Genomic DNA, 17,054 nt, shown 5'->3' with positions numbered 1-17,054 from the left:
TCGTGACCGACCGCGACGCCCAGCGCGCGAAAGTGTATGCCGCCGAAGGGTTCGTCCGGACGATGTTCGACCGCGCGGCCCGGCGTGGCAACGGCGCAGTGGACTTCTTCGGCACCCAGCTGACGCTGCCGCCGGAGGCCCGGTTCGCGTCGCTGGATGCCGTGCGCCGCTACGTCGAGGAGGTGCTGGCCCTGCCCGCCGTGCGCGAGCGCTGGCCGGCTGCGGGGCCGGTGGTGGTCCGGGCCCGCCGGGGACTGACGGCCGCACATTACGAGGCCGACTCCGCGACCATGGCGGTGCCGGACCGGCGCACCACTTGGGCGCTGCGGGAACTCGTTGTGCTGCACGAACTTGCGCATCATCTGTGTGCCGACGGCGCACCGCACGGGCCGGAATTCGTGGCCACGTTCGGTGAGCTGGCCGGTGCCGTGATGGGGCCCGAGGTGGCGCACGTGTTGCGGGTGGTTTATGCCAAGGAAGGGGTGCACTGATGGCCGATCCGGTAGCGGTGGACGCGTTGTTCGGGGAACTGTTGGTAACAGAGGACGACGCGCTGCGCGCGGCGCGCGAGTCCACGGTGGCCGAATCCATGCCCGCCATCGAGGTGTCGGCTCAGCACGGCCGCCTGTTGCAACTGCTGGCCGGCATCCGCGGTGCCCGCCGGATCCTCGAAATCGGCACGCTGGCCGGTTATTCCACCATCTGCCTGGCCCGGGGCGCCGGACCCGACGGGCGGGTGGTGTCGCTGGAGTTCGACCCCCGGCATGCCGCCGTCGCCCGTCGGAACCTGGAGCGCGCGGCAGTTTCTGACCGGGTCGAGGTGATCGTCGGTGCGGCACTGGACACCTTGCCGACGCTGTCGGGCCCGTTCGACTTCTTCTTCATCGACGCCGACAAGGAGAACAACAGCGCTTACGTCGAATGGGCGATCCGGCTCGCCGAGCCCGGCGCGGTGCTCGTCGTCGACAATGTCACCCGGATGGGCCGGGTGCTGGAGCCGGCCGCGGATGACCAACAGGCCCGCGGGGTCCGCGACATGCTGGCCATGATGGGCCGGCACCCCCGGCTGGACACCGCCGCCATCCAGACCGTCGGGACCAAGGGTTGGGACGGGTTCGCCATCGCCGTCCTGAGATAGCTACTTGGCGCGCTGGGCCAACCGGGCCGAGTCGTAGATCAGGATCGTCTTGCCCTGCAACTTGATCCAGCCGCGCTGCGCGAAATCCGACAACGCCTTGTTCACCGTCTCCCGGGACGCGCCGACCAGTTGGGCCAGCTCCTCCTGGGTGAGCTCGTGCGTGACGTGCAGGACGTTGCCTTCCTGCTTGCCGAACCGCATGGCGATATCGAGCAGCTGTTTGGCCACCCGGCCCGGCACGTCGGTGAAGATCAGATCCGACAGGGCGCTGTTGGTGCGGCGAAGGCGACGGGCCAACACCCGCAGCAACTGCTCGGCGATCTCTGGGCGGCCCATCACCCAGGCATGTAGCGCTTCGCGGTCCATGCTGACCGCCTTCACCTCGGTCAGCGCGGTGACCGTCGAGGTGCGCGGGCCTGGATCGAACAGCGCGAGTTCGCCGAACATGTCCGACGGGCCCATCACGGTGATCAGGCTTTCCCGGCCGTCGGCGGTGCGGCGCCCGATCTTCACCTTGCCCTCGATGATGATGTAGAGCCGGTCGCCGGGCTCACCTTCGACGAAGACGGTGTGCCCGCGAGGGAACGAGATCTGCTGCAGTTGCGCGATCAGGGCGGCGGCAGCATCGGGCGTCACGCCCTGGAAGATGCCGGACCGCGCGAGAACGTCGTTCACTCAAGACTCTTTCCGTGCATCTCAATGCTGTGTTGTGGGCCACTGCCCGGATTCACATTACAGGCCTGGTATTTGACGGTGCAGCGCGTGAGACCGGTGCGCGTCGCGGTCGCCGATCGGCTGCCCGGTCACGGTGTGAACGGCGCACCGGCAGACAACAGCGCCGCGACGATCACGCTCCGGTTGGCGTTGAACCTCTCGCTGGGGGCGGGCACCGAGATCGCCACGATCTGGCCGCCGGGTGTCCGGCCGGCAATCCCCGCCGCGGAGATGCCCGGCGTGTGCTCGTCCAGGTCGAACGCCACCTCGTTGCCGGACCCGGCCAGGACGGCGATCGCCGCCTTACCGTTGGCGGTACCACCTACCGGAAAGCGCACGCCGACGGCCGAGACCGCACGTAATCGATGCCTGGACTCGACCTGGTCGATGAACCACATCTCGCGGCCGTGCAGCACCGACAGGTCGACCGTCTCGCCGGTGGCGTCGGCGATGCGCTGCAGGGTGGGGCGGAACGCGGCGACCAGGTGGGCGTTGTCGGAACCGGTGAGGCCGAGAAGTCGGTCGCCCAGGCCGAAGCGGCCGGCTTCGTCGACCGCGGCGTATCCGATATCGGTCAACGCCAACAGGATCCGCCGCACCGTGGATTTGGCCAATCCCAACCGGTTCTCCAGGTCGACCTGACGTAGCCGGCCGGGTTCGGCGGCGATCTCGTCCAACGCTGCGGCCGCCCGCCGCAGCACCTGGATACCGTCTTCGCGATTCGTGTCCGCAGCAGGCATCCGCTCACTATAGTGACCCGCATTGTGGATCACAATGATCCGCACAGTGAATCTTAGGAGTCACCGTGGGTGCTCTCGATACAGCGCGGAGTTTTGTCCGAGGTACTGACGGCTACGAAGCCGCCCGGCGAGCGACGGTGTGGAATGCGCGCCTTCCGCAGCGCTTTCCGGACCTCATCGTGCAAGCCGCCGACGTCGGCGATGTCGTGGCAGCGGTCCGGCACGCCGCCGAGCGCGACCTCACGATCGGGATCCGGTCGGGCGGCCACAGCTGGGCGGCCAACCATGTACGCGACGGCGGATTGCTCCTCGACGTCAGCCGGCTCGACTCGTGCACCATCGACAGGCAAGCCATGACGGCCGTCGTCGGTCCCGGGAAAGGGGGCAGTTCACTGGCCGTCGAACTGGCCGAGCAGGGATTGTTCTTCCCCGCCGGGCATTGCCGCGGGGTGGCGATCGGCGGTTATTTGCTGCAGGGCGGCTACGGTTGGAACAGCCGGGTGCTGGGGCCGGCGTGCGAGAGTGTCCTTGGCCTGGACGTGGTGACCGCCGACGGGGCGCAGGTGTACTGCGACAGCGAGCATCACCCCGAGCTGTACTGGGCGGCAAGGGGTTCCGGTCCAGGATTCTTCGGCGTGGTGACCGCCTTCCATCTGCGGCTGTACCCCAAGCCGCCGGTATGCGGCAGTAGTCTGTACGTGTACCCCATCGAGTCGGCGGACGCGGTGTTCGGCTGGGCGCGCGAGATCAGCGCCGAAGTGGACCGCCGGGTGGAGCTGCAGATCGTCACCTCGACCGAGATTCCCGGCGTCGGTCTGCGCACTCCGGGGATCGTGCTGGCCTCACCGGTGTTCGCCGACACCGAGGATCAAGCCAAAGCCGCACTGGCACTTCTCGATACCTGCCCGGCGCGCGCAGACGCCCTGATCGCCGTGCCGTTCGCCCCCGCGGACCTGCCCAGCTGGTTCGACGCGGTGATGAGCAACTATCCATCCGGGTACCGCTACGCCACCGACAACATGTGGACATCGGCCCCGGCTGCGGATCTGCTCCCGGGCGTCCGCCGGATCATCGAGACCATGCCACCGCACCCGTCGCACTTCCTGTGGCTGAACTGGGGTCCGTCACCGGCGCGCCAGGACATGGCGTACAGCCTGGAGGACGAGATCTATCTGGCGTTGTACACCGCCTGGTCCGATCCGGCCGACGACGCGCGGTACGGCGACTGGGCGCGCACGAACATGGCGGAGATGGCGCCCCTGGCCACCGGTGTGCAACTGGCCGACGAGAACCTGGGGCAACGGCCGGCCAGGTTCGCCACCGATGCCAGCATGGCGCGTCTTGATGCCGTTCGCGCGCAATATGATCCGCACGGCCGGTTCCACAGCTGGATGGGGCGGGTCTGAGATGAGCTATCTGGGTTACCGCGGCGACGACGCCGATACGGACTTCGGGTCGTTCTTCCGGGAGGAGATGGCGCCGCTGCCCCGCCATGTCGTGCAGGCCCTGGAGCACGGGCCGCAGGCGGGGCCCGTGCTGCCCGACTTCGAGGACCGGCTGGCAGAGCAGGGTTACCAGCAGACCGAAAACGGTTACGGCTCGCTGGCAGACGGTGGTTTCACGGTGGCGGTGCGCACCGATATGCCCGGTGTGACGCCGCAGATGTGGCAATGGTGGTTCGGCTGGCACGGCTGCGATTCGCGGCGTTACAAGCTGTGGCATCCGCGGGCCCACGTCTCGGCACGCTGGCGCGATGGCCGTGACGAGCAGGCATTCGTCGGACGCACCTCAGTGGTCCATGAGTACCTCGGATCGCAATTGACTTCGGCTGCCATCCAATTCGTGGAGCCGTCGGTGCTCGGGCATGCCGGCGTGGCGATCACCGCGCGGCTGGGCTCGCCCGACCTACCGGTGGACATCGGCTGGCTGGTGCACCAGGTGCGGCCGACGGCCGATGGCGCGGAGATGCGCTCCCGGTTCTGGATGGGCGGACGGCACGTGGCGTTACGCGCCGCACCGTCACCTGCCGACCGGGCATTGCGGCCGGTAGCCGCCCGTCGGCTACCCGATCCGCGGGACCTGCTGGTGCACTGTGCGCAGGAGATGAACCATCTGGCCGGCTTTCTGCCCGAGCTCCACGCGCGGTGTGGATAGCCCACGAGCGTGCGCGAAATGCCACGGTTTGCGGCGCGTCGCTGTGCAGGCGCGCACGCTCGCGTGAATCAGGTGCAGACGGCGCCGGTGGCGGCCGAGCCGACCAACTTGGTGTACTTGGCCAGCACACCGGTCTTGTACACCGGCGGCAGCGGCTCGAAACCGGCTTTGCGGGCCTCGAATTCGGCCTCGTCGACCAGCACGTCCAGCGTGCCGTTGGCCACGTCGAGCCGGATCCGGTCACCGTCGCGGACGAAGGCGATCGGCCCGCCGTCGACGGCCTCGGGGGCGATATGCCCGACGCACAGACCCGTCGTGCCGCCGGAGAACCGACCGTCGGTCATCAGCAGCACATCCTTGCCAAGGCCGGCGCCCTTGATGGCGCCGGTGATCGCGAGCATCTCGCGCATGCCCGGGCCGCCCTTGGGGCCCTCGTAGCGGATGACCACGACGTCACCATGCGTGATGGTGCCGTCCTCGAGCGCGTCCAGCGCGGCCCGCTCCCGCTCGAAAACCCTTGCCGTGCCCTCGAACACGTCGGAGTCGAACCCGGCGGACTTCACCACCGCGCCCTCCGGGGCGAGCGAGCCGTGCAGGATGGTGATACCACCGGTCGGATGGATCGGGTTGCCCATCGCGCGCAGCACCTTGCCATCCGGATCCGGTGGCTCGATGTGGGCGAGGTTCTCCGCCATGGTCTTACCGGTGATCGTCAGGCAATCCCCGTGCAGCAGGCCGGCATCCAGCAGCGCCTTCATCACCACGGGCACCCCGCCGATCTCGTCGACGTCCTTCATCACGTGCCGGCCGAACGGCTTCACGTCGGCCAGGTGCGGCACCTTCTGGCCGATGCGTGTGAAATCCGCCAGGGTCAGGTCGACCTGGGCCTCCCAGGCGATGGCCAGCAGGTGCAGCACCGCGTTGGTGGAGCCGCCGAACGCCATCACCACGGCGATCGCGTTCTCGAACGCCTCCTTGGTCAAGATGTCGCGGGCGGTGATGCCGCGGCGCAACATCTCGACGACGGCCTCACCGGAGCGGCGGGCGAACTCGTCGCGCCGCTTGTCGATGGCGACGGGGGAGGCGCTGCCTGGCAACGACATACCGAGTGCCTCGGCGGCGGAGGCCATGGTGTTGGCGGTGTACATGCCGCCACAGGCACCCTCGCCCGGACAGATCGCGCGTTCGATGATGTCGACATCCTCGCGGGACATCAGCCCGCGTGCGCAGGCCCCGACCGCCTCGAAGGCGTCGATGATGGTGACTTCCTTCTCGGTACCGTCGGTCAGCTTGGCGACGCCGGGCATGATCGAGCCGTTGTAGAAGAACACGCTGGCAAGATTCAGCCGGGCCGCGGCCATCAGCATGCCCGGAATCGACTTGTCGCAGCCGGCGAGCAGCACCGTGCCGTCGAGGCGCTCGGCCTGCACGACGGTCTCGACGCTGTCGGCGATGACCTCTCGCGACACCAGCGAGAAGTGCATGCCCTCGTGCCCCATGGAGATGCCGTCGGACACCGAGATGGTGCCGAACTCCAACGGGTAGCCGCCGGCGCCGTGCACGCCGGACTTGACCGCCTGCGCCAGCCGCTGCAACGACATGTTGCAGGGGGTGATCTCGTTCCACGACGAGCCGACGCCGATCTGCGGCTTGGCCCAGTCGTCGTCGCCCATCCCGACCGCGCGCAACATGCCGCGGGCGGCCGTCTTCTCCAGGCCGTCGGTGACGTCGCGGCTGCGGGGCTTGATGTCGGGGGAACCGGAAGGAGCGTCAGAGGGCATTGCGTAAGTATGCCTTCGGGTCGTTACCGGCCCAAACCACAATCGCATACCCCGCAGGGGTACCCGGTACGCTGGTGGAGTGCGTGTTCTGGTGTCGGTAACCCTGCTCGGCGGTGCCCTGCTGCTGGCGGGTTGCTCGGCGGGATCCGAGCCGGCGCGGCCCGCGTCCAGTTCCGCTCCGGTGATCACCGACGCACCCGCGGGCAGCAATGCGCAGGACAGCGCATTCGGTGCCGCCCTGCTGCAGCTGCTGCAGCAGGGCATCGGACTGGCCGGCCTGGCCAAGGAACGCGCGGCCAACCCCGCGCTCGTCACCCTCGCCGACACCATCGCCGCCGGTCAACAGGGCGAGAGCGACACCATCAAGGCGCTGATGGTGCAGTGGAGCGGCGGCGCGAGCCCGCCGGCCGCACCCGGCGCCGCGACGCCGGGTGCGCTGGACCCGGCCATCCTGACCCGGCTGGAGTCGCTGCGGGGACCGCAGTTCGACACACTGTGGTTGCAGTCGATGACGAGCCTGCACCGCGGCACGATCGGCCTGGCCGAGGCGGAGATCGGCGGCGGGCAGAACAGCGACGCGAAAACGCTGGCCAAATCGGTCCTGACCACGCGTCAGGCGCAGTTGCAACAGATGCAGCAGATGGTGGGGTGAGGCATGGACGATTCGAACGCCGGCGAACACGGCTATTCGCCGCAGAAAGAGAACTACGCCAAGCGGCTGCGGCGCATCGAAGGCCAGGTCCGGGGGATCGCCAGGATGATCGAGGACGACAAGTACTGCATCGACATCCTCACCCAGATCAGCGCGGTCAACAGCGCCCTGCAGTCCGTGGCGCTGGGTCTGCTCGACGAGCATCTGGGGCACTGTGTCACCCAGGCGGTGGCCGAGGGGGGCCAGGAGGCCGACGCCAAACTGGCCGAGGCGTCGGCGGCCATCGCCCGCCTGGTTCGGTCCTGAATCCGCCCTTACCGGCCGCTGCAAACAAACTCGGCGTGTAACGGCGCGGGCCCCGGCCACGATCAAATACCAGGTCAGTGGCGTCGGTCGGGCGGCGATGAGGGGTCTGCCCGGCCTCGCCAGGGTTAATGGGGGTTCGCCGCTGTGCCAGACTGGACTGCAGAAATGTACTGGAGGTGACGGATGTCGCAGCGGACGGGGCGCAGACTCGCCAGCGCGATTCTCGCGGCCGGAGTGGTCGCTGGATGCACGATCGGCAGCCCGGCTGCCTGGGCCGATCCCGAGGTCGCCCCCGATCCGGGAGTCGTCGACGCGCCGCCCGCGCCGGCACCGCCGCCCCCGCCGGACCCGTTCGCCTTCCCACCGCCGGCGGATCCGTTCGCACCGCCGCCACCGCCACCCGGTGATCCGCTGGACCCGCCGCCGGCCGATCCGCTGGCTGCCCCGCCGCAGCCGTTCAACCCGTTCGCCCCGCCGGCGGTCATCCCCGAGGGCACCCCGGCCGGGCAGAACCCGCTGCCGTACACCGGCGAACCGGTGTTCGCGCCGCCGTCATTCAACCCGACCAACGGGGCGATCGCCGGTGCTGCCAAGCCGATCTACATCAACTTCGCCCGGCCGATCGCCAACCGGCAGTTGGCCCAGGACGCGGTGCACATCTCGTCGGTACCGCCGGTGCCGGGCCGGTTCTACTGGACGACTGACACCCAGCTGCGCTGGCGCCCGCTGGCCTTCTGGCCGGCAGGCACCGTGGTAAACATCGACGCCGGTGGCACCAAGTCCAGCTTCCGGGTGCCCGAGCAGCTGATCGCGACCGTCGACGACACCACCCACACCATGACGGTGACCCGCAACGGCAAGGTGGAGAAGACGTTCCCGGTGTCGATGGGCCGGCCCGACGGCAAGCACGAGACCAAGAACGGCACCTACTACGTGCTGGAGAAGTTCCCGGACATCATCATGGACTCGTCCACCTACGGTGTGCCGGTCGATTCCGCCGAGGGGTACAAGCTCAAGGTGCAAGACGCGGTGCGCATCGACAACAGCGGCATCTTCGTGCACAGCGCGCCGTGGTCGGTGGGCGACCAGGGCAAGCGCAACGTCAGCCACGGCTGCATCAACCTCAGCCCGGCCAACGCCCAGTGGTTCTACGACAACTTCGGCAGCGGCGACGCCGTCGTGGTGAAGAACTCCAAGGGCACCTACAACGCGCCCGACGGGGCGTCGGACTGGCAGATGTTCTAGCCCCAGACCCTGTTCTGGGCCAGACACAAGACTCCCCGTAGTTCCGGTGCGGAACTACGGGGAGTCTGTGTTTCACAGGGTGACTAGTTCCAGATGCGCACGCGCTGATCCGGATCCAGGTACAACTCGTCGGACTCGGTCACCTCGAACGCGTCATAGAACGCGTCGATATTGCGCACCACGCCGTTGCAGCGGAATTCCGGCGGTGAGTGCGGGTCGGTGGCCAGCCGGCGGATCGCCTCGGCCTCACGGGATTTCGTGCGCCACACCTGCGCCCAGCCGAACAGCACCCGCTGCACTCCGGTCAGGCCGTCGATCACCGGAGCTTGCTTACCCTCCAGGGACAGCTCATAGGCCAGCAAGGCGATGGACAGCCCACCCAGATCGCCGATGTTCTCACCGACGGTGAACGCCCCGTTGACATGATGACGCCGGTCCAGCGCGCGGGGCGTGAATGCCTCGTACTGCTCGATCAACGTCTTTGTGCGCAGGCCGAACTCGGCCCGGTCGGCATCGGTCCACCAGTCCACCAGGTTGCCGTCACCGTCGTACTTGGCGCCCTGATCGTCGAAACCGTGCCCGATCTCGTGCCCGATGACCGCGCCGATCCCGCCGTAGTTCGCGGCGTCGTCGGCTTCGGCATCGAAGAACGGCGGCTGCAGGATGGCCGCGGGGAACACGATCTCGTTCATGCCGGGGTTGTAGTAGGCGTTCACCGTCTGCGGGGTCATGAACCACTCGTCCCGGTCCACGGGACCGCCCAGCTTGGCCAATTCGCGGTCGTATTCGACGGCGTAGCCACGCTGGTAGTTGCCGTACAGGTCGGCCCGGTCGATCACCAGCGCCGAGTAGTCGCGCCAGCGGGCCGGGTAGCCGATCTTCGGGGTGAACTTGTCCAGCTTGGCCAGGGCGCGCTGGCGGGTCTCCGGGGTCATCCAGTCCAGGTTGGTGATGCTGACCCGGTAGGCCTCCCGCAGGTTGGCCACCAACTCGTCCATGCGTGCCTTGGCGGCCGGCGGAAAGTGCTTCTGCACGTACAGCTTTCCGACGGCGTCACCCATCAGGTTCTCCACCAGGGCCACACCGCGCTTCCACCGGTCGCGAATGGCCTCGGTGCCCGACAGGGTGCGTCCGTAGAAATCGAAGTTCTCGGCCACCAGGTCGTCGGTCAGCAGCGACGCACGCGAGCTGATGACGCGCCAACGCAGCCAGGCCTTCCAGTCCTCCAGCGGCTCGCCCGCCCACAGCGCGGCGAACGCGGTCAGGTAATCCGGCTGGCGCACCACCACCTGGGCCGGTGCGGCGCCCAGCGCGCCCACCCAGCCCGACCAGTCGAATCCCGGTGCCTCCCCCGGCAATTCGGCGAAGGTGCGCAGGTTGTAGGTCAGGTCCGCGTCGCGGCGTTTGACCACATCCCAGTGCGCGGCGGCCAGTTTGGTCTCCAGCGCCACGATGCGGGCGGCGGTGTCGGCGTGGTCGCCCTCGCCCCCGTGCACCAGGGTCAGCATCCGCGCGATGTGTTCGGGGTAGGCCGCCAGGATCGCGGCGTGCTGCGGATCCCGATAGTAGGACTCGTCGGGCAGGCCGAGCCCGGACTGCGACAGATGCAGCAGGTACCGCGTCGAATCCTTGGAATCGGTGTCGACGTAGACACCGGTGCCACCGCTGACCCCGGTGCGCTGCAATCCGGCCAGCACCACGGCCAGCGCGTCCGCGTCGGCGGCGGCATCGATGACGGCCAGCTCCTCGAGCAGGGGAGCCAGCCCACGGCGGGCCACCGTGTCGGTGTCCATGAAGCTGGCGTAGAGGTCACCGATGCGTTGGGCATCGCCGGCCCCGTCGGCCCCGCCGGACTCGGCGGCCTCGGTGATCAGGTCACGCACCTGCTCTTCGGCGCGGTCGGCCAGGGTGCGGAAGGCGCCGTCGGTGGCACGGTCGGCGGGGATCTCGTAGTCGGCCAGCCAACGCCCGTTGACATGTCCGAACAGGTCGTCCTGGGGGCGGACCTCGGCGTCGACGAAGGTGAGGTCGATACCGGAAGCAATAGTTGAACTCACTCTCGCATCCTGCCAGAAGACCGTCGGCAGCGGCCTCAGCAACGGGCCGGGTAGCCTCACGGCCATGCCAGATCAGCTCACCGAAGAGCCGCCTGCGCCGGCCCTCAGTCGCTACGGCATCGCCTCGGCGGTGCTGGCCGTGGTGGCTGTCGCGGCCGCGGTGCTGGCCGCGATGATCTGGTCGGGACACCGGGACGAGGCCGGTGACCTGGCCTACCGCACCCGCGTGCTGCAGACCGCCGCGGAGTGGACCGGCGGGCTGGTCAACATGAACAAGGACAACGTCGCGGGCAATCTGCAGAAGCTGCGCGACGGCACCGTCGGGCAGCTCAACGTGGAGTTCGACCAGACGGTCGAGCCGTTCAAGGCGATCGTGGCCAAGCTGCAGGCCCAGACCGTCGGTCAGGTGGAATCGGTGTCCCTGGAGTCGCTGCGGCACCAGTCCGGGGATGGGGACAAGCCGCCGGCCGATCAGCCCGAGTTGGCGGCGGTGGCGTCGCGCACCGACACCGTGCTGGTGGTCGCGACCTCGGTCAGCCAGAACGCCGGTGGCAAACCCCAGACGGTGCGCTGGAATCTGCGCCTCGGTGTCTCCGATGTGGACGGCAAGCTGCTGATCTCGCGGCTGGAGGCGATCCGATGAGTAATCGGCTGCGCGTTCTGCTCTTCGACGTCCTGGCGCCCGTGGCCGCAATCGTCGCGCTGGTGTACATCGGCGCCGCGCTGGCCTGGCCGCTGTGGTGGGTGTCGGTGTGTTCGGTGCTGTGCGTGCTGATCTTCGAGGGCGTGGTGATCAACGCGGTGCTGTTCCGCCGCGACCGTGTCACGTTGGGCACCGACGACGACGGGCCCGCACTGCGGCTGGCCGTCGCTGCCGGCGCGGCCCTCACGCTGGGCGCGGCGGTCGTCGTCGGCTACACCAGCTGGACGGTGCCCGAGCGCGACCTGCACAACGACAGCGCCGAGGTGGTCGGCATCGCCAGCAGTGTCGCCGAGGCATCCGCGACGTTCACGCCCAGCAGCCCGAATGCGTCCATCGACCGGGCGACCGCACTGATGACACCGGACCGGGCCGACTCCTATCGAGCCGAATTCGGTTCGGTGGCAAAGGATTTGACGAGTCGCAACGTCTCGGGTCAGGCGCAGACCATCTCGGCCGGCGTGGAGGCCATCGGCCCGACCGATGCCAGCGTGGCCGTGGTGTTGCGTGGCACCCAGAACGCGCCAGGCAAACCGGCCGACGTGGCGGTGCTGGCCCTGCGGGTCCTGCTGACCAAAGAGGGCGACAAGTGGCTGGTGGCCGACGTGACGCCGATCAACGCCCGTTAGCGGCGTCGCGCTGCGCGCGGATCTTGGCGAACCGGTCCGACAGCCGGCGCATCCGGACCATCATCGACGCCGACGGGCAGTCGGCGCCGTCGAGCCAGCCGGTGAATTCGTCCAGCGGCACCCCGACCCGGGAGGCGAACTCGTGCGGTTTCAGGCCGGAGCGTTCCAGCAGCAGCCGGACGTGGTGGGTCACCTCGGCGCGTTCGGTGGCCTCCAGATGTGCCCGCGCCTTGTCCAACACCTCGGCCAGCGCCGCTGAAACACCGTAGGGCTGGGCGGTTTCGAGCACCTCTTCGACCTGACGGGCGGTCCGGCCGAACGGGTCGCGCTTGATGGCGGTCGCGATGCGCTGCCACACCGACAGGTCGTCGTTGTCCAGGGCCGCGCGGATCGCCGACGTCGGCCAGAACTCGACCGGCCGGTCCCCGGAGGGCACCGAGGTCTGCGCGGGCTTCGCGGCCACCCTCACCTCGTTTCCTCAAGCATCGCCACGGCGACGGACAAGCAGCGCTTGCGGACCGTGGCCCAATCGATGTCGGTCGACGACAGCGCCTCGGCCGGGTCGTCCTCCGGGCGCGGGTCGGCCAACCGCCTGATCAGTTGGGAGGCCACCCACTGCGACCGCGAGCGTGTTCCACAGTAATACCGGTCCATCCCGGTCAGGACCTCGGCCGCGGTCTCGGTTTCCATCGATTCGGCCCAGCGGGCCAGATCGGCGTAGTCGCGGGCGTGGTTGCGGGTCAGGACGAGGTAGCCCGCCAGCCGCAGGGTTTCCGCCCCGGTCGGGATCAGCAGCCGGTCCCCGGTCGGCAGCGCCACGTTGGTGGTTTCCATCGGACTGCTGCGTTCCACCGTCGAGTTGTCCGACGCCGCTGTGTCCAGCGCGTCCAGCGCCACCGCCAGCCGTCCCCGCCACATGGTGACCGGATGCACCGGCTTGGACCCCGTGGACAGTCGTGCCGTGGGCCCGGCCGTCATGCTGCCCGCAGCTCCGCCCCCGCGGCCCGATCCGACCCCGGCGAACCGGCGAGCGCCTGCCGTCGCGTCGGCGAGCTGCGTGACACGGGGCCGGCACCCGCTGAACACCAGTGGATCGGCGACGATGATCGACTGCGGCGCAAGGGTTTTGAGCTTGGCCGACGATTTCATCACCACCCGCAGATCGGCGCCGGGGGTGACCAGGCCGGAGATGTCGTCGGGAATGAGGACCAGATCGCCGATATCGATCTTGGGCAGCGGCTTCTCGAAATCCACCGACGGCAGGATGCGGTCCAGCCAGCGCGGCAGCCACCAGTTCCACTGGTCGAACATCGCCATCAGCGCCGGTACCAGGACCAGACGGACCACGGTGGCGTCGACCGCGATCGCCGTCGCACACGCCACCCCGATCTGCGCGACCAGGGGCATCCCCGCGAACGCGAAACCGATGAAGACCGCGATCATGATCAGCGCCGCGCTGGTGATCGTGCGGGCGCTGGTGCTCACGCCGTAGGCGACCGCGTCGCGGGTGTTGTTGGTCTGCAGGAACCGTTCCCGAATCCGGGTGAGCAGAAAAATCTCGTAGTCCATCGACAGGCCGAAGGTCATGGCCAGCACCAGTGGCGGGACGGTGCTGTCCAGGGACGCCAGCGGGGCGAACCCGAGGTCCTCCAGCCAGCCCCATTCGAAGACCACCACCAGACTGCCGTAGGCCGCCGCCACCGACAGCACCGTCATCAGCACGCCCTTGAGGGCCAGGAACACCGACCGGATCGAGATCAGCAGCATCACGAACGCGATGACGCAGACGAACAGGAAGACCCACGGCTGCATGGCCGAGACCCGGTCGTCGAAGTCCTTGATCAGCGCGGTCGGGCCGCCGACGTCGATCCGCGCGCCGTCGGTCGGCAGTTTCGGCAGTTCGGCGCGCAGCCAGTCCACCGTCTTACGGGCGCCCAGATCCTCCGGGTCGACCGACAGCACCGCCGAGAACAGCGCGCTGCGGTTGTCCTTGCCGAACACCGGCGGCGAAACCGAGGCCACGTCGGGGGCCTGGGAGATCCGGGTGCGGATGGACTCGAGTACCGGTGCCACCTGCGTGCTGTCGGCGTTCCCGTTCGGGAAGCCCACCATGATGCGTACCGGTCCCAGCGCGCCGGGGCCGAGCGCCTCGGCCGCGGCGTTCACGCCGCCCCGGATCTCGTGACTCGGGTCGAACTGGCGCAGCATGCTGTTGCCCAGTGACATCGCGAACACGGGTGCGGCCATGGCGAGCAGCAGCAGCGAGGCCAGCAGGGCCGACAGCCACGGTCGGTGCATGACCCAGCCGGTCCACCGGGTCCAGAACCGCGACTGCGTGGTGACCGGTCGTCGCGACCAGTGCAGCAGCGCCGACCGTTTGGCCGCCGCCCGGCCGAAGGTGGCCAGGACCGCGGGCGTGAGTGTCGTCGAGGTGAGTACCGCGATGGCCACCGCGAGGATGGCGCCGGTGGCCATCGACCGCAGGATCGGGGTGTTGATCAGGTAGATGCCCGTCACCGAGGCGATCACGGTGAGCCCGGACAACACCACCGCCAGCCCGGAGGTGGCCATCGCGGCATCGGTGGCCTGGGCCGGATCCCGGCCGGACCGCAGCTCCTCCCGGAATCGCATCAGGATGAACAGCGAGTAGTCGACCGCCAGCGCGATACCGAACATCGACACCGTCGACGTCACGAACACCGACATCGTCGTCACCGTCGACAGCAGGAAGACCACACCCATGGTCACCACGACGGTGCACACCGCCAGCAGCATCGGCATCGCCGCGGCCGCCAACGACCCGAACACCGCCAGCAGCACGATCAGCACCACCGGCAGGTTCCACTGCTCGGCCTGGGCGATGTCGTGCTTGGTGGCGGTCTGGGCGGCCGCGCCCAGCGCTCCTTGGCCGATGACGTACAGCCGAACCTTGCCGTCCCGGGTCTGGCCGGCCTGGTCGCCCTCGATGCCGACCTTGGCACGCAACTGCTTGGCGATATCGACGGCGCCGCTGTTGTGGAAGTCCAGTTGCAGGGTGACGACGTACGGCCGGTCCGGGGCGGGCGGGCGTTGTTGCGGACCGCCGGCGGGATTCGGGACGGGCGGGGCGACCTTCACCCCGGGTACCTCACCGGCGATGCGCTCCAGCTCGGCCACGGCGGCGTTCATATCCTCGAACGACGCGTCCGCCCTCGGCACGGCGACGAGCGCCAGCGGCGACGCCCCCTGCTCGGGAAACTGCTGCTCGAGCTGGCGCTGGACGTACAGCGACTGGGAGCCGGACACCTCGAAGCCGCCGCCGGTGAGGTTGTCCGACTGGCTCATCGCGAGGTAGACCGAGGGCGCGAGCAGCAGCAGCCACGCGACGAACACTGCCCAGCGATGCCTGCGCAGGCCGCCGCTCAAGCGCATCATGAACTGCTGGATGGCGAGCCTCCGCCTCTCTCCCCGCTCGGCTGGTAAGCCCGGAGCCTACCGCAGCCGGCTGTGTCCTGACCTGCCGTGAACCGTCTCGCCCTGGCAGATGGGCGGGCGCACGCCCGTGCGCCTGGCTCCGGCCGCCGGTCCCCGCCGCACGATCAGGCGCTGCCTGAGCTGGAAGTTTGCTGCGTCGATTTCCCCGGCCCCGGTGGGGATGGCATCATGGACAACGCTGTTTGCGGGTCGGGGTTTCCACAAGCCGCTACACGCGGCCACAACGAAGGTGTAGGTGCCGGTCACAACGGTGTGCCGACCGGTACTGCCTCCGTCCCGGTGAAGGAGTGACCCATGTCGACCATGTCCAATGCCCCGCGCTCGGTGCGCCGTGCCCTGTTCGGGACATTCGCTGTGAGTGCATTCGGCGGTGTGCTGGCGGCAGGATTGCTCACCCCGGCCGCCACCCCGACGGCCAGCGGGGCCACCGACCCCTGCGCCGCCAGCCAGATCGCCAAGACGATCGGCTCGGTGGCGACCTCCACCGGCAGCTATCTGGATGCGCACCCGGAGACCAACCAGGCGCTGACGACGATCGCGCAGATGCCCGCCGGGGCGCAGTCGCTGGCCGCGACGAAGTCGTACTTCGACGCCAACCCGCAGGCCGGTAAGGACATGCAGCAGTTGCAGCAGCCCCTCGTGTCGCTGTCCACGCAATGCCGGCTGCCGATCACGCTGCCCCAGCTGCTGGGGTTGATGCAGGCCGCGCAGAACCAAGGGGCAGGTTTGCCGGCCGCCCTCGCCCCGGCCCAGTCGCTGGGCGCCGCGAGCACCTCGGGCACCGGCGCAACGGCGGCCACCGCCCCCGGCGCGGCGGGTGTCACCGCCACCGGGCCGCTGCCCGGGCCGGCCACGGTCACCCCGCGGTAGCCCGAACAGGCCTGCCGAGCCTCCTCGGCACGCCGCGCAACCTGCATATTTCAGGTTTCTGAGGATTCGTTGTCAGCAAGCCGCGAAAGTCCATGGGGATTCTGCTTAGCTTCTTGGTGTCGATAACCGCCCGTGGTTACCGGCCTGGTGAACCTGGATGAATTCGGTAAGGAGCTTGACCATGATGCTCTCGGCTCGTGCTGCGCGGCGTGCGGTTGCTGGCGCGGTGGGCACCGGCGCACTCGCCGGCGCGATGTTGTTCGGTGCCATCCCCTCGGCACTTGCCGACGACCCGGCCAACAACCCCCCCAACTGCACCGCGGCCGATCTGGCCGGTGTGGCGTCCGGTGTCTCCGCGGCGACGTCCGCATACCTGTTCACCCATCCCGACGTGAACTGGTTCTTCACCAGCCTCGAGGGTCTGCCCCGCGATGAGGTCCGCAAGCAGGTGGCCGACTACCTCGACAAGAACCCGCAGACGAAGGCGGAGCTGACGGGTATCCGGCAGCCGCTGGTGGATCTGAAGAACCGCTGCGGCGCCGCGCCTGCGCCTGCCATACCGTAGGTAGCGTGCCGGGCACGCCAGACTCCTCT

General features: G+C 68.7%; 17 protein-coding genes. 11 read left to right on the top strand and 6 right to left on the bottom strand.

Going from position 1 to position 17,054, the window contains the following annotated elements; genetic code table 11:
• Window positions 1-2 precede the first annotated feature (2 nt).
• Both SBI67_RS08960 and SBI67_RS08955 read left to right on the top strand, forming a co-directional pair.
• On the top strand, window positions 3-491 hold the full coding sequence (locus tag SBI67_RS08960; protein WP_318980201.1) for a TIGR04338 family metallohydrolase: 489 nt from the start codon (window positions 3-5) through the stop codon (window positions 489-491).
• The gene (locus SBI67_RS08955) at window positions 491-1,138 is read left to right on the top strand and encodes an O-methyltransferase (RefSeq protein ID WP_318980200.1); all 648 of its coding nucleotides are present in this window, start codon (window positions 491-493) and stop codon (window positions 1,136-1,138) included. Before SBI67_RS08960 ends, SBI67_RS08955 begins: the two co-directional genes overlap by 1 nt.
• Here the strand turns inward: SBI67_RS08955 and SBI67_RS08950 are convergent, their stop codons facing one another.
• Complete coding sequence (locus tag SBI67_RS08950; RefSeq protein ID WP_318980199.1) at window positions 1,139-1,813, bottom strand: Crp/Fnr family transcriptional regulator; 675 nt, start codon at window positions 1,811-1,813, stop codon at window positions 1,139-1,141.
• 128 nt (window positions 1,814-1,941) lie between these two features.
• The gene (locus tag SBI67_RS08945) at window positions 1,942-2,592 is read right to left on the bottom strand and encodes an IclR family transcriptional regulator (protein ID WP_318980198.1); all 651 of its coding nucleotides are present in this window, start codon (window positions 2,590-2,592) and stop codon (window positions 1,942-1,944) included.
• 65 nt (window positions 2,593-2,657) lie between these two features.
• Here SBI67_RS08945 and SBI67_RS08940 point away from each other — a divergent pair, with 65 nt between their 5' ends.
• Entirely contained in the window at window positions 2,658-3,998 is a 1,341-nt protein-coding gene (locus SBI67_RS08940; RefSeq protein ID WP_318980197.1) for an FAD-binding oxidoreductase, read from the top strand.
• 1 nt (window position 3,999) lies between these two features.
• Complete coding sequence (locus tag SBI67_RS08935) at window positions 4,000-4,746, top strand: DAPG hydrolase family protein (RefSeq protein ID WP_318980196.1); 747 nt, start codon at window positions 4,000-4,002, stop codon at window positions 4,744-4,746.
• 68 nt (window positions 4,747-4,814) lie between these two features.
• Here the strand turns inward: SBI67_RS08935 and ilvD are convergent, their stop codons facing one another.
• A complete protein-coding gene (gene ilvD / locus SBI67_RS08930) occupies window positions 4,815-6,527 on the bottom strand; it encodes a dihydroxy-acid dehydratase (RefSeq protein WP_318980195.1) in 1,713 nt (570 codons plus the stop codon).
• A 79-nt stretch (window positions 6,528-6,606) separates the two neighbouring features.
• Between ilvD and SBI67_RS08925 the strand changes: the two genes are divergently transcribed.
• From SBI67_RS08925 to SBI67_RS08915, 3 genes are all read left to right on the top strand, one after another.
• Window positions 6,607-7,179, top strand: coding sequence for a DUF305 domain-containing protein (locus tag SBI67_RS08925; RefSeq protein WP_318980194.1), 573 nt, complete (start codon window positions 6,607-6,609; stop codon window positions 7,177-7,179).
• 3 nt (window positions 7,180-7,182) lie between these two features.
• Entirely contained in the window at window positions 7,183-7,485 is a 303-nt protein-coding gene (gene ricR, locus SBI67_RS08920) for a copper-sensing transcriptional repressor RicR (RefSeq protein WP_318980193.1), read from the top strand.
• Window positions 7,486-7,668: 183 nt separating this feature from the next.
• Window positions 7,669-8,730 (top strand): L,D-transpeptidase, encoded by a 1,062-nt coding sequence (locus SBI67_RS08915; RefSeq protein ID WP_318980192.1) that lies wholly within the window; start codon window positions 7,669-7,671, stop codon window positions 8,728-8,730.
• Window positions 8,731-8,813: 83 nt separating this feature from the next.
• Here SBI67_RS08915 and SBI67_RS08910 read toward each other — a convergent pair whose 3' ends face one another.
• The gene (locus SBI67_RS08910) at window positions 8,814-10,853 is read right to left on the bottom strand and encodes a M13 family metallopeptidase (protein ID WP_413232427.1); all 2,040 of its coding nucleotides are present in this window, start codon (window positions 10,851-10,853) and stop codon (window positions 8,814-8,816) included.
• Between SBI67_RS08910 and SBI67_RS08905 the strand changes: the two genes are divergently transcribed.
• Together SBI67_RS08905 and SBI67_RS08900 are read left to right on the top strand one after the other, a co-directional pair.
• Entirely contained in the window at window positions 10,852-11,430 is a 579-nt protein-coding gene (locus tag SBI67_RS08905) for a hypothetical protein (protein ID WP_318980190.1), read from the top strand. The genes SBI67_RS08910 and SBI67_RS08905 overlap by 2 nt on opposite strands.
• The gene (locus tag SBI67_RS08900) at window positions 11,427-12,116 is read left to right on the top strand and encodes a hypothetical protein (protein WP_318980189.1); all 690 of its coding nucleotides are present in this window, start codon (window positions 11,427-11,429) and stop codon (window positions 12,114-12,116) included. Before SBI67_RS08905 ends, SBI67_RS08900 begins: the two co-directional genes overlap by 4 nt.
• Here the strand turns inward: SBI67_RS08900 and SBI67_RS08895 are convergent.
• Together SBI67_RS08895 and SBI67_RS08890 are read right to left on the bottom strand one after the other, a co-directional pair.
• Window positions 12,103-12,579, bottom strand: a complete 477-nt coding sequence (locus SBI67_RS08895) for an XRE family transcriptional regulator (protein ID WP_266047478.1) — start codon at window positions 12,577-12,579, stop codon at window positions 12,103-12,105. The genes SBI67_RS08900 and SBI67_RS08895 overlap by 14 nt on opposite strands.
• A gap of 2 nt (window positions 12,580-12,581) precedes the next feature.
• Window positions 12,582-15,530: an MMPL family transporter gene (locus tag SBI67_RS08890; protein WP_318980188.1), complete on the bottom strand. Its 2,949-nt coding sequence runs from the start codon at window positions 15,528-15,530 to the stop codon at window positions 12,582-12,584.
• Between the two features lie 363 nt (window positions 15,531-15,893).
• On the opposite strand from SBI67_RS08890, the gene SBI67_RS08885 reads away from it, so the two are divergent.
• Window positions 15,894-16,460: a hemophore gene (locus SBI67_RS08885; protein WP_318980490.1), complete on the top strand. Its 567-nt coding sequence runs from the start codon at window positions 15,894-15,896 to the stop codon at window positions 16,458-16,460.
• A gap of 181 nt (window positions 16,461-16,641) precedes the next feature.
• The gene (locus SBI67_RS08880; RefSeq protein ID WP_318980187.1) at window positions 16,642-17,025 is read left to right on the top strand and encodes a heme-binding protein; all 384 of its coding nucleotides are present in this window, start codon (window positions 16,642-16,644) and stop codon (window positions 17,023-17,025) included.
• Window positions 17,026-17,054: the final 29 nt, after the last annotated feature.

The organism is Mycolicibacterium chengduense (assembly GCF_033741155.1).
GTDB lineage: Bacteria > Actinomycetota > Actinomycetes > Mycobacteriales > Mycobacteriaceae > Mycobacterium.
Note: the sequence above shows the minus strand (reverse complement) of the source record. Positions and strands in the feature narration are given on the sequence as shown.